This window comes from Phaeobacter sp. CAU 1743 (assembly GCF_039839315.1).
Lineage (GTDB): Bacteria > Pseudomonadota > Alphaproteobacteria > Rhodobacterales > Rhodobacteraceae > Phycobacter > Phycobacter gallaeciensis_A.
The window spans coordinates 13,704-26,255 of the sequence record NZ_JBDOQR010000016.1 but is presented as its reverse complement, the minus strand read 5'-3'; the positions used below and the strand labels follow the sequence as shown (position 1 = coordinate 26,255).

The window sequence follows — 12,552 nt, the reverse complement described above, 5'->3', positions numbered from 1 at the left end:
ATGACCTTTTTTGCAACCTACAGGCGTGTGAGTGATAAGCACCCGTTAAGACGAATCGACTTCTTTGGCTTGGTACTCAATACCAGGAGCGAAGTATGAAGTTCGGAATTGCAGCATGTGTGTCTGCGTCTCTTCTCGTCTTTTCTAATCCCGCAGTAGCGGCCGAAATTACAGTCATGGCCGGTGATCTGCCTCCGATGATCAATCAGGATGGCACCGGGCGCGAGGCTGAGATTATCTCGGCGGTTCTGGGGCACTGCGGCCACAGCGCTGTTTTCAAGGTGCAGCCCTTTACCCGTCACTGGCAGTCCTTCGAAAAAGGGTCTGGTGATGCGGTGGCCACCGTGCCGCTGGGCATGCCCACAGCCGGGACTCAAACCAAGACCTACATCAACTATCAGAATGGTGTTTCGTTCCTGACCTCTTCAGAGCAGCAGGCCGATGCGCTGTCGGATCTGGATGGCTGGAACATCGTGGCCTTTGAGGGCGCGAGCAACATCATTCCCGGTCTGGATGGGGCAACCGCAGGCTTCAAATCCTATCGCGAGATGGCTGACCAGAAGACCCAGAGCAAGCTGCTCTATGGCAAGCGGGTCGATGGCATTCTGGGCGATGGCATGCTTTTCGCAGAGTTCAGCCGCCAACTGCAGGAAGCTGGTTCTTCCGCTGGTGTCGACGCCAGCCAGCCGCTTGAATTCCGCGCCATCTTTGAACCCAGCCCCTATGTCATGAGCTTCCGGGATCCGGCGATTGCTGCTGATTTCGACCGCTGCTTTGGTGAGCTGGAAGCAGATGGGACCATCCAGGAGATCAACACCCGCTGGACCGACAAATACCGGGACGCGCTGGAAGACAACTACATGTCCTTCTGATCCGCAGCGGTGGCAGGCGTGTCGGTCTAACCCGGCCCGCGCCTGCCACCCTGTGCAATCTGCCTTCGCGGGGGAACGCCCCCTTTGCGTGTGGCAGGCGCAAAACCTCTCCTTCGGGAAAACGGGGCGCCATGCGTGGCGCCTCCAAAAAGAATTTTTGAACCCGGAACCCTGCTTGCCGGGGGTGTACGCAGCTCTGCATGCAGCCTGGCCTCAAGATCACTGACACGTTCGTCACCAAACCGGAGCACCATAATGAAACGCCAGCTTTCACGTTTCTTGGGCATGTCCATCAAGAAGAAACTGCTGCTGCCCATCCTCGCCTGCATTGTTGTATCGAACATTGCTTACACCGTCTTCTGGGCGTCCAAGCACAGCAGCGCCTTGATTGACGCCTTCGAGGATGAGGTCGGGCTGGCGCAACGGTTTGTCGGGCCTCCGGTCGCTGCGGCGGTCTGGGATTTCAACAGTGATGCGGCGCAGGGGGTGATCCAGGGCGTGGCGGATATGGAAAACGCTCTGTTCGCGCAGGTCGTGGTCGATGGTGAGACCTTTACCGAGGTGTTCGTGAGCGAGGACCGGCGCGCGGAAGTTACCGGGGCGGTGGAAACCCTGCTGGCGGATCCGCAGGAAGAGAAGACCACCGAGGTCAATCAAGTGGTCTACGTCAAGTTTCCGATCTCCCTCACCGATGGCACCGTTGTGGGTGAAATGGTGATGGGTTTTGACAACAGCGCGATCCAGGGCACCGTTTCTGCGCTCTATCTGCAGTCTGCGGTCATCGGTCTTGCGATCTGTCTTGCAATTGGCCTGATCGTCTATTTCTCGGCGGCCTCGGTGACCCGTCCGCTGGACCGGATCGTTGATCGTATCGATGCGCTGCGCAATGGCGATACTGACAGCGCGGTGCCTGAAAAATCGCGTGGCGACGAGCTGGGCCGTCTGGCCGCTGCGGTCGTCGAATTCGTCGAGGCGATGCGCGCCAATGCCGAGCTGGAGGGGCAGTCCCGCGCTGCCGCGAAGGAGCAGGCGGATGTCGTTCAGGAGCTGGCGAACGGTCTGAACAACCTGTCCAAGGGCAACCTCGGGTACCGGATCACCAAGGAAATGAGCGCCGAATATGCCGCGCTACGCTCCGATTTTAACCAGACTGCCGAAGCATTGGATGACGTGATCGGGCGGGTGCTGAGCACGGTCGGAGATATCGAAGGTCAGATCGGCGAGATGGCAGTTGGCACGGACGAACTGTCCCGCCGCACCGAAAATCAGGCGGCGACCCTGGAAGAAACTGCGGCTGCACTGGACAATATCACCTCCAATGTTCAATCCGCCACCGAACAGACCAAGGCCGTGGAAGGCACCATCGCCGAAACCACCAGCGAGGCGATGCGCAGCGGCGATATCGTGAAGCGGACCGTCGTGGCCATGCAGGAGATCAATGAGGCCTCGGGCAAGATTTCGGAGATCAACAGCGTGATCGACGATATCTCGTTCCAGACCAATCTGCTGGCGCTGAATGCTGGGGTTGAGGCGGCGCGCGCGGGCGAGGCCGGCCGTGGTTTTGCCGTGGTGGCCTCCGAAGTGCGGTCGCTGGCGCTGAAGTCGGCCAATTCGGCGAATGAAATCCGGGAACTGATCCAGAGCAGCTCGGAAAAGGTCAAGATCGGCGTGGAACTGGTTGATGAGGCTGGTAAATCTCTGGACGAAATCATCACCAAGATCCAGTCGGTGTCGACCCTGGCCAGCCAGATCGCGGAGTCATCCGGTGAGCAGGCCTCGACCATCTCCGAGATCAACTCGGGCATGACCGAGCTGGACAGGGTGACGCAGCAGAACGCGAGCATGGTTCTGAAATCCAGTGAGCAAGGCAAGTCGTTGCAGCAGGCCGCGACCGAGCTGGCGCAGCTGGTGGCGCAGTTCAAACCCTCGTCTTCGTCTTTCGCTTCGGCTCCAACGCCCAGTGCCCATGGTGATTGGGATCTCTCGGGGCAGGGCTATGACGATGATTTTGGTCAGGAGCTCATGGCGGGCTAACTCGCATATTACGCGCAGGGAAATCCATTGCGCCCGGGCCGTTGGCCCGGGCGTTTTTGTGTCTTCCTGGGGTTAGCTGCAGATGTTCTGTAGGCGCACCCAGTCGCGGTCATTGAGAACCGGTTCCAGAACCCGGCCTGCCATCGGATCGGCCTCGATCAGCCCGATGGTGGTCTCTCCGGTGATATCTAGCGCATAGGCGTAAGGGGTGGACGGGATCGCGGTGCGGGCAAATTCGGCCAGCAGCGTCTCATCCGCAACCTCGGGGCGCGGTGTGCTGAGAACCGTTTCAACATAGTGATCGAGTGTCTCGCGTTTCAGCTGTCCCGTGGTCAGAAGCCGGAAAGAGGCCAGCACACCGCCTGATGCCAGCAGTTCTGCCAGCGGGTCCTGCGCCTCGGCCCGGGCCCGTTCGGCCAAAACGGCTCCTGCTGCCACGGCAGGGTCTTCGTGATCCTCGACAAACGTCCGGTTCAAAAGAACGATACCACCCGGCAGGTGCAGGCTGGTGGCGAGGCCGGAGCGGAACACAACAAGACGGCGCACGCCTGTGCGCAGCGCGAGTTTTTCCAGAATGGGCACCGTGTCCGCCGTGCTGCAGGCCTGACCGGTAACCCGCTCAATCCGCCCAAGCAGCGCCTGACCCAGCGCCTTGCGCTTGATATCGGGCACAACGCTGACGGCGTGGTTCTGCAGCGCGCTCGGCAGCCATAGAAATACCACCAGCGCAAGGACGACCAGACTGGCAAGGACGCTTGCCGCGCGCAGGCGCCCGGGATGCGGACGGCGCCTATCAATGGCGGCCCGCACCTTGTCGATCGCCTCGAGCATGGTGGTTTCATCTTCTGCGATCTCCAGCGTTTCACCGGGATCGCCATCGGGATGAAAGATCGCCGGGAATTCGCCGGGGTTGGCACGTTCGACCGCCGCCAAGGACCAATGCGCCAGAGGGCGGTCGCTCATGTCGGTAATGGTGAGGGTCGCATCCCCAACCGAGATGATCACATCCCGGCGCTGCGCATCAGGGGCTGCGCGCCACAAACCCGCAGCCTCCAGCCGTTCGAAGTCCCTGAGTGCGGTCATTCAGCCTGCCCGTATCATTGCGGTTGTTCTGTTTGCCGCAGGATAGCATGCCTCACGGCAAGGCAGCAAACCGCTTTGCCGCAGATTTCACAACTCAGTGGGGTGCCTTAGCGACCGCCGTGCCTCACGCGGGTTTCAAACCCATACGGGCAAAGATCATCGCCGCCGGGCAAAAGCCGGTGAAGGCCGATTGAAACAGGTTGGCGCCGACAAAGACCGTCAGCCAGACCCAGTTGGGCGATACAAATTGCGTCAGCACCACGGACAGCAACACCATGAAACCGGCAAGCGCCATAACCGCTTTGTTGATCGTCATGTCTTATCCTTTCTGATACGCGCGCCGTGCGGCGCCTTCATATTCAAAAATAAGAATAGGACTTGGCGAATGCAAGAGGCAACCGACGGGCAGGCCCGCCGGTGCCGATATTATTGACCGTTTGCGATCTTGCGCAGCTCAAATTTCTGGATTTTCCCGGTCGATGTCTTGGGCAACTCCTGGAACACCACCTTTTTGGGCGCCTTGAACCCAGCCAGCGTCTCGCGGGAGAAGGCGATCAGCCCGGCCTCATCCACAGATGCGCCTTCTTTCAGTTCGACAAAGGCGCAGGGAACCTCTCCCCATTTGTCGTCCTGCTTGGCCACAACGGCAGCCAGATTGACATCCGGGTGTGCCATCAGCACGCCCTCTACCTCGACCGAGGAGATATTCTCGCCGCCCGAAATGATGATGTCCTTGGCACGGTCGGCGATCTGGATATAGCCGTCGGGGTGCTGGATCGCGATATCGCCCGAATGGAAGTAGCCACCTTTGAAGCTCTCGGCGGTGGCTTCGGGGTTTTTCAGATACCCCTTCATCACCGAATTGCCGCGCATGACGATTTCGCCCTGATCCTTGGCATTCATCGGGATCTGATGCATGTCGTCATCCACGACGGTGATATGGTCCATCATCGGGAAGGCAACGCCCTGACGCGCCTTGATCGCGGCGCGGCCCTGCTGGTCCAGCGTGTCCCAGCTGCCGCCTTTCCACAGGCATTCGGTGACATGGCCATAGGTCTCGGTGAGGCCATAGACCTGCGTCACGTGAAAGCCGAGCTTTTCGATTTTCTCCAGCGTTGCCGGGGCAGGCGGGGCGCCGGCGGTAAAGACCTCGACCGTGTGGTCAAAGTCGCGGCGGTCCTCTTCCTTGGCGTTGACGATGGTGTTGAGCACAATGGGCGCGCCGCCGAAATGGGTGACGCCTTCATCCGCAATCGCGTTATAGACAGCAGACGCGGTAATGTTGCGGCAGCAGACCAGCGTGCCGCCCAGAACCGGCATCATCCATGTGTGGTTCCAGCCGTTGCAGTGAAACAGTGGCACGATGGTCAGGTAGACCGGGTGCATCACCATGCGCCAGGAGATCACCGTGCCCATGGTCATCAGGTAGGCGCCGCGGTGATGATAGACGACCCCCTTGGGCCGTCCCGTGGTGCCAGAGGTATAGTTCAGCGCCAGGCTTTCCCATTCGTCCTCGGGCATGATCCAGTCGAAATCATGCGCTGCATTGCCTAGCACGTCCTCATAAACGGAATAGCGGCCAGAAGCGGTGAAACCAGCCTCGGTGTCCGGCACTTCGATCAGGATCGGTCCGTCGCCCTCCATCCGCTCCTTGGCCGCTTCGGCGAGGGCCAGGAATTCGCTGTCCACCAGTGCGACCTTGGCCTCGCCATGCTCAAAGATATAGGCGACCGTGTCCACATCCAGGCGGGTGTTGATGGTGTTGAGGACGGCGCCGCAGGCGGGCACGCCAAAATGCGCTTCGGCCTGGGCGGGCAGGTTGGGGATCAGCGTTGCGACCACATCGCCTGGTTTCACGCCCATCCCCGCCAGCGCCGAGGCCAGCCGGGTGCAGCGATCATAATAGGCGGCATAGGTCTTGCGGTGCTTGCCATAGACCACCGCCGGAACGTCCGAAAACACATGCGCGGCCCGGCGCAGATGCGACAGCGGGGTCAGCGGAACATAGTTTGCCGCATTTTTGTCGAGTCCCGTTTCATCCTGCATCCAGCCCATGAATTTTCCTCCCATGATTCTGCGCCGTGTCGCTTAGAGGACAGATATTGCCGAAAGTTACTTTCATTGAAAGAGATATGAAACAATTGACCATTCCCCCCGGCGTGGCAGGCAGCCAGACCACAGCCGCGCAGGCGATGCTGGCCGCCATGGCCATCATCGGTATCAGTGACAATGCCGTGCCGCTCATGGCGGAGCAGATCGGAATCTGGCAGTTCTACTTTTTGCGTACGGTCATCACCCTGCCGTTGATCTGGGTCATGATGCGTGCCGGCCTGGGCAGGCTACGGCCTCAGCGGCTGGGGCCGGTGGCGCTGCGGGGCTTTCTGGTGGCGGTGTCGATGGTGTTCTACTTTTCAGCCGTCGCGCTGATGCCGCTGGCGCAGGCGCTGGCCGGGCTCTTCACCTCGCCGATCCTGATCGTGCTGATCTCGGTGCTGTTCCTGAAGCACCGTATTGGCCCGGTCCGCATCGGGGCGGTGGTGCTGGGGTTTGTCGGTGTGCTGTGCGTGTTGCAGCCGGACCTGTCCGATTTCGACTGGCTGATCCTGCTGCCGGTCTGTGGCGGGCTGTTCTACGCGCTGGGATCTATGGCGACCGGGCTGATGTGCCGGGGCGAAAGCACGGTGTCGATGTTGTTTGCCATGCTGCTGGCGCAGGCGGTGATCGGGGCTGTGGCCCTAGGCGGGCTGGCGATCTGGCCGTTGCCGGTGGCCGAGGGCGCCGATGGGTTTGTGACCCGGGGCTGGGTCTGGCCAGTGTGGGAGATTTCGCATTGGCTGCTGCTGCAGGGGATGGCTTCGGTCGTCGGGGTGTTCCTGATCACCAAGGCCTATCAGCAGGGCGAGGCGTCTTATGTTGCAGTCTTCGAATATTCGGTGATCATCGTCGGACCCGCCTTTGCCTGGCTTGTGTTCGGTCAGACGCTGGATCTGCTGCAGATGGCGGGGATCGGACTGATTGTGCTGGCCGGGGCGACACTGGCCCTGCGCGGATCGTAAACCGCAGCGGTCCGCCGTTTTCTTTTCCCGCGGGACTGCATAGGCTGGTGTCATGATCCTGTCCCCCGGCCGCAACTTCGTTTTTATCCATATCCCAAAAACCGGGGGCACCTCTTTGTCGTTGGCGCTGGAGGCGCGGGCGATGAAGGACGACATGATGCTGGGGGATACGCCCAAGGCGCGCAACCGGCGGCGGCGGCTGAAGGACGTGCAGACGCGGGGTAGGTTGTGGAAACATTCCACCCTCGCAGATATCGAAGGGCTGCTGCCAGAGGACCAGATGAGGGGGCTTTTTGCCTTTACTCTGGTGCGCAATCCCTTTGATCGGGCGGTCAGCTATTACCACTGGCTGCGGGACCAGACGTTCGATCATCCCGCAGTCACGCGATCCAAGGCCTTGGGTTTCCGCGAATTTATCCTGCATTCCGATACGCTTTCGGCGTTTCGTGCGCATCCGCCGCGTTCCTACATGCGCCATGCGGACGGGAGCGAACAGTGTCAGGCCTATATCCGTATCGAGTATTTTGAAAAGGATGCTGAGCCACTGTTTGATCATCTCGGCTTTCGGCTGGACCTAGAGCGGGCCAATGCCTCGGTCCGGGCGCGGGATTGGCGGGAATATTACGATCCGCAAAGTCGCGCTGCACTGGCGGCAAGCTGCGCTGAAGAAATCGAACAATTTGAATATTCTTTTAACGTTTAACCTTTACCTCTGTTTAAGACGGGCAAGACCGCCCGCGCGAAACGGATGTAACAGGCAAAACGGCGCAGGGGACAGGCACCCCGGACCGAAAGGCCGGAAAGGATCGCAGATGCTTGATTGGTTCCAGAAACGCAGCAACCCTTTTTCCGAGGGCGCGGCGCCGATGGTGTCGGTTGGGCAGGGTGGTTTTCTGGCTGGAACCCATGCGGCGTCGAACCTGGGCTGGCGCCCGGTCGAGGCGTTGACTGTCGGCGACCAGCTTTTGACCTTTGATCATGGCATGCAGCCACTGGTCGAAGTGCGGCGCGAAACGGTGCTGGTGGGTGAAGGCGACGTGGATCCGGTGTTCTGCCCACTGCTGGTGCCGCAGGACGCGCTGAACAACCGCGTGCCGATGTATCTGATGCCGGATCAGGGCGTTCTGATAGAAAGTGATCTGGTCGAGGACGCCCATGGCGATCCCTTTGCCGTGGTTCCCGCCTGTGCGCTGGACGGCTATCGCGGTATCCGCCGCCTGCATCCAGGCGAGCGGATGGAGTTGATCATCCCCCGCTTTGCCCGGGACGAGGTGATCTATCTGGAGGCTGGCTTCCTTGGCTTTGCACCGATGCAAGGCGATCTGCTGAATGGCGCCGCCGCACCTGAGTTCTACAATGTACTGTCGGCAGCCGAGGCGCGCGATCTTGTGCTGGCCATGGCTGCCGCAGAGCAACTTGGGGGTTTCGGTGCTGGCCCCACGATTGACCCTTCGGGAGCTCCGTCCCTGATCTGAGGTTTCGCCCGATAAAAAACTGGGTGAGCCGGTCAGGGCTTTTATTTTACTATAGAGCCTTACCAAGAAACAAAAATGGCCGACCCGGTTTCGGGTCGGCCATTTCTTTTTTCAAATACCCAATCTTAAGCAGCGGCGGCTGCATCCGGATTGAACCGGCCATAGAAGGTCTGTCCCTTCTCCGCCATCTCCCGCAGCAGCGCCGGGCAGGTGAAGCGCTCACCGTAGGCTTCGGTCAGCTGATCGCAGCGTTCGGCAGCATAGGGCGTGCCGATGATGTCGAGCCAGCTGAGCGGGCCGCCTGACCAAGGCGCAAAGCCCCAGGCCAGGATCGCGCCCACGTCGCCTTCGCGGATATCCATCAGAACGCCTTCTTCCAGCGCGCGCACGGCTTCCAGCACCTGCGCAAACATCAGGCGTTCCTGCACTTCGATCAGATCGGGCTGGTCTTCGGCCAGCGGGTATTTTTCCTGCATGCCTTTCCAGTATTCAACCCGCTTGCCCTTTTCGTCATAGTCGAAGAAGCCGGCATTGGATTTGCGGCCCAGACGACCCAGTCCTTCCATCCAGAAGATCAGATCATCCGCCGGGCTGTCGGGATAGGCATCGCCCATGGCAGCCTTGGTCGCGCGGGCGATCTTGGCACCCAGGTCGATCGAGGTCTCGTCGTTGAGCTGGATCGGACCCACCGGGAAGCCCAGCTGACGCGCCGCATTGTCGATCAGCACGGGCGACACGCCCTCGGTGATCATGCGCAGACCTTCGTTGATATAGGGAATGATGCAGCGGTTGGCGTAGAAGAAACGCGCATCATTCACCACGATCGGGGTCTTGCGGATCTGACGCACATAGTCGAGCGCCTTGGCCACCGCGCGATCGCCGGTTTCCTTGCCCTTGATGATCTCAACCAGCAGCATCTTCTCAACCGGAGAGAAGAAGTGGATGCCGATGAACTGCTCAGGACGGCTCGACGCCTTGGCCAGATCGGTGATCGGTAGGGTCGAGGTGTTGGAGGCAAAGATACAATCCTCGGGGATGATTGCCTCGACCTTCTGGGTCATCTCGGCCTTGACGGCCGGATCTTCGAAGACCGCTTCGATGATCAGATCGCAGCCCTTCAACGCGTCCAGATCCGGCGTTGCGTTGATCAGGCCCAGCATCGCCTCTTTCTTCTCGGCAGTGACCTTGCCGCGCTTGATGCCCTTGTCGAGATAGGCTTCGGTATAGGCCTTGCCCTTGTCGGCTGCGGCCTGATCGCGGTCCACCAGAACCACTTCCATACCGGCCTGCGCCGAAACCAGCGCGATGCCTGCGCCCATCATGCCCGCACCCAGAACGCCCAATTTCTTTACCCGCTGATCCGGCACGTCCTTGGGCCGCACGGCGCCTTTTTCCAGGGCTTCCTTGTTGAGGAACAGCGAACGGATCATCGCGCCCGACGAGGGGTTCATGATCACGGAGGTGAACCAGCGGGCCTCGATCTTGAGCGCTGTGTCGAAATCGACGAGCGCGCCTTCATAGACTGCCGATAGAAGCGCCTTGGCCGCCGGGAAGGCACCTTGGGTCTTGCCGTTGATCATTGCGGAGGCGCCGACGAAGTTCATGAAACCAGCCGGGTGATAGGGCGCGCCGCCGGGCATCTTGTAGCCTTTTGCGTCCCAGGGTTTCACCAGATCGGTGGGTTTGGCATTCAGCACCCATTCTTTCGCGGCGGCGACGGGATCGGCTGCGATCTCATCGATGTAGCCAGCGCCCTTGGCCTTTTTCGCGTCCAGCATCTTGCCTTCGAGCAGCAGCGGTGCGGCTGCGATGGCGCCCACCTTGCGTACCATGCGGGTGGTACCGCCGGCGCCGGGGAAGATACCGATCAGGATTTCCGGCAGGCCATATTTCGCCTTGGGGTTTTCCGCGGCAAAGATGCGATGCGTGGACAGCGGCAGCTCCATGCCGATGCCCGCGGCGGTGCCGGGCAGGGCGGTGGCAATCGGCTTGCCGCCCTTCTTGGTCTTGGGGTCCATGCCTGCCAGCTCGATCTTGCGCAGCAGGGCATGCATTTTCATGATGCCGTCAAAAACGCCGCGTGCGGGATCGTCTCCGGCTTCTTCCTTCATCACCGCCAGCAGGTTCAGGTCCATGCCGCCGGCAAAGGAGCCTTCCTTGCCCGAGGTGATCACGATGCCCTTGACCGCGTCATCGGCCAATGCGTCGTCGATGGCGGCTTCCAGTTCCATGAGCCCGTCAAAGGACATCACGTTCATGGTCTTGCCGGGCACATCCCAGGTGATGGTTGCGACGCCGTCAGCGTCCTTGGAAAGCGTAAACTCAGTCATGTTTCGTCTCCGATCTGGTCAGCCGTCAGCGGGCTGCCGTCCTTGCGGGTGAAGTTGAAGCCATTGGCGTCGTCCTTCACCATCATGTCTATGTCGCTGTAATAAGCGGTCTCTGTGTCGGTGCGCGTGCCCACCACCAGGAAGGTGGCCGGCGCGTCGGTGTTGTTTTTCAGGTGATGGCCGTTGGCCTCACCCGCAGGGAATGTGGCGCAGTCGCCGGGGTGCAGCTCGGTTTCCCCGTGATCATCGATCAGGGTGCAGACCCCGGATGTGACCATCAGGAATTCGTCCTGCTCCATGTGGTAATGGCGCAAGGACGACAGGCCACCCGGTTCCAGCTGAACCAGATTGACCCCGAACTGCGTCAGCCCACCTGCATCCCCCAGACGCTGGCTGGAGCGGCCTGCAACCGCCTCTGCCAGCTTGCCGGGGTAGGCGGAGCCGGTCCGCCAGGGGATATCGGCCAGGTTCAGCTTGGGCATCAGACGCGCTCGATGATGGTGGCCGCGCCCATGCCGGATGCGATGCAGAGTGTCGCGAGACCAACTTCCTTGTCGGTGCGCTCCAACTCGTCCAGCAGCGTGCCGATGATCATCGCGCCGGTGGCGCCCAGCGGGTGGCCCATGGCGATGGAGCCGCCGTTGGGGTTCACGATGGCAGGGTCCACGTCAAACGCCTGCTGGAAGCGCAGCACGACCGAGGCAAAGGCTTCGTTCACTTCGAACAGGTCGATGTCGCCGATCGCCATGCCGTTGTCGGCAAGGATCTTCTGCGTTGCGGGCACGGGGCCGGTCAGCATGATGGTGGGATCGGTGCCGATCTTGGTCGTCGCCTTGATGCGCGCGCGGGGTTTCAGGCCGTATTCCTCGCCGAACTCCTTGTTGCCGATCAGAACGGCGGCAGCGCCATCGACGATGCCAGAGGAGTTGCCCGCGTGGTGGATATGGTTGATCCGCTCCAGGTGCGGGTACTTCAGCTTTGCCACAGCATCAAAGCCGGGCATCTGTTCACCCATCATCTGGAACGAAGGGTTCAGCGCACCAAGGCTCTGCATGTCGGTCTGGGGGCGCATGTATTCGTCGCGATCCAGAATGGTCAGACCGTTCTGATCGGTGACGGCGATCACCGACTTGTCGAAACGGCCATCGTCCCAGGCTTCCTTGGCGCGCCGCTGCGATTCAACGGCCAGCGCATCGGCCTGCTCACGCGAAAAGCCGTATTCTGTGGCGATGATATCGGCCGAGATGCCTTGCGGGACGAAATAGGTTTCCATTGCAACCGAGGGATCCACGGCGATGGCCGCGCCATCGCTGCCCATGGCAACGCGGCCCATCATCTCAACGCCGCCTGCGATATAGGCCTTGCCTGCGCCGCCCTTCACCTGGTTGGAGGCCAGGTTCACGGCCTCCATGCCCGAGGCGCAGAAACGGTTGATGGCGAGGCCCGGAATGCTTTCGTCCAGATCCGAGGCCAGAACCGCGGTGCGTGCAAGGCAGCCGCCCTGTTCCATCACCTGGGTGACGTTGCCCCAGATCACGTCCTCGACGGCGTGACCGTCCAGATTGTTGCGCGCCTTCAGGGCGTTCAGGGTCAGCGCGGACAGTCGCACCGAGGTCACCTCGTGCAGGGAGCCGTCCTTGCGGCCCTTTCCGCGCGGGGTGCGGATCGCGTCATAGATATAAGCTTCGGTCATAAGTATCTC

General features: G+C 60.8%; 11 protein-coding genes. 5 read left to right on the top strand and 6 right to left on the bottom strand.

The annotated features are described in order from the left end of the window. Positions 1–95: 95 nt before the first annotated feature. Both AAFO90_RS08575 and AAFO90_RS08570 read left to right on the top strand, forming a co-directional pair. Positions 96–872: a transporter substrate-binding domain-containing protein gene (locus AAFO90_RS08575; RefSeq protein WP_274827884.1), complete on the top strand. Its 777-nt coding sequence runs from the start codon at positions 96–98 to the stop codon at positions 870–872. Between the two features lie 255 nt (positions 873–1,127). Continuing rightward, positions 1,128–2,906 carry a methyl-accepting chemotaxis protein gene (locus AAFO90_RS08570; protein WP_347509117.1) on the top strand — a complete coding sequence of 593 codons (1,779 nt, stop codon included), beginning with the start codon at positions 1,128–1,130 and terminating at the stop codon, positions 2,904–2,906. Positions 2,907–2,978: 72 nt separating this feature from the next. Here AAFO90_RS08570 and AAFO90_RS08565 read toward each other — a convergent pair whose 3' ends face one another. From AAFO90_RS08565 to AAFO90_RS08555, 3 genes are all read right to left on the bottom strand, one after another. After that, a complete protein-coding gene (locus tag AAFO90_RS08565) occupies positions 2,979–3,989 on the bottom strand; it encodes a hypothetical protein (RefSeq protein WP_065273336.1) in 1,011 nt (336 codons plus the stop codon). Positions 3,990–4,113: 124 nt separating this feature from the next. Next, positions 4,114–4,305, bottom strand: coding sequence for a DUF2892 domain-containing protein (locus AAFO90_RS08560; RefSeq protein ID WP_065273337.1), 192 nt, complete (start codon positions 4,303–4,305; stop codon positions 4,114–4,116). A 110-nt stretch (positions 4,306–4,415) separates the two neighbouring features. Next, a complete protein-coding gene (locus AAFO90_RS08555; RefSeq protein ID WP_274833829.1) occupies positions 4,416–6,044 on the bottom strand; it encodes an AMP-binding protein in 1,629 nt (542 codons plus the stop codon). A 77-nt stretch (positions 6,045–6,121) separates the two neighbouring features. Here AAFO90_RS08555 and AAFO90_RS08550 point away from each other — a divergent pair, with 77 nt between their 5' ends. The 3 genes from AAFO90_RS08550 to AAFO90_RS08540 all read left to right on the top strand — a co-directional run bounded on the left by AAFO90_RS08550 (position 6,122) and on the right by AAFO90_RS08540 (position 8,520). Further along, on the top strand, positions 6,122–7,045 hold the full coding sequence (locus tag AAFO90_RS08550; RefSeq protein WP_347509115.1) for a DMT family transporter: 924 nt from the start codon (positions 6,122–6,124) through the stop codon (positions 7,043–7,045). A gap of 52 nt (positions 7,046–7,097) precedes the next feature. Beyond that, complete coding sequence (locus AAFO90_RS08545; protein ID WP_347509114.1) at positions 7,098–7,748, top strand: sulfotransferase family 2 domain-containing protein; 651 nt, start codon at positions 7,098–7,100, stop codon at positions 7,746–7,748. Between the two features lie 109 nt (positions 7,749–7,857). Continuing rightward, on the top strand, positions 7,858–8,520 hold the full coding sequence (locus tag AAFO90_RS08540; protein WP_274832077.1) for a Hint domain-containing protein: 663 nt from the start codon (positions 7,858–7,860) through the stop codon (positions 8,518–8,520). 125 nt (positions 8,521–8,645) lie between these two features. Here AAFO90_RS08540 and AAFO90_RS08535 read toward each other — a convergent pair whose 3' ends face one another. Genes AAFO90_RS08535 through AAFO90_RS08525 form a run of 3 tightly spaced genes read right to left on the bottom strand, consistent with a single transcriptional unit; the run spans position 8,646 to position 12,543 of the window. After that, the gene (locus AAFO90_RS08535) at positions 8,646–10,850 is read right to left on the bottom strand and encodes a 3-hydroxyacyl-CoA dehydrogenase NAD-binding domain-containing protein (RefSeq protein ID WP_347509113.1); all 2,205 of its coding nucleotides are present in this window, start codon (positions 10,848–10,850) and stop codon (positions 8,646–8,648) included. Continuing rightward, positions 10,847–11,332 carry a cupin domain-containing protein gene (locus AAFO90_RS08530; RefSeq protein ID WP_347509112.1) on the bottom strand — a complete coding sequence of 162 codons (486 nt, stop codon included), beginning with the start codon at positions 11,330–11,332 and terminating at the stop codon, positions 10,847–10,849. The genes AAFO90_RS08535 and AAFO90_RS08530 overlap by 4 nt, the downstream gene beginning before the upstream one ends. Then, positions 11,332–12,543, bottom strand: a complete 1,212-nt coding sequence (locus tag AAFO90_RS08525; RefSeq protein ID WP_274827891.1) for an acetyl-CoA C-acetyltransferase — start codon at positions 12,541–12,543, stop codon at positions 11,332–11,334. The genes AAFO90_RS08530 and AAFO90_RS08525 overlap by 1 nt, the downstream gene beginning before the upstream one ends. Positions 12,544–12,552: the final 9 nt, after the last annotated feature.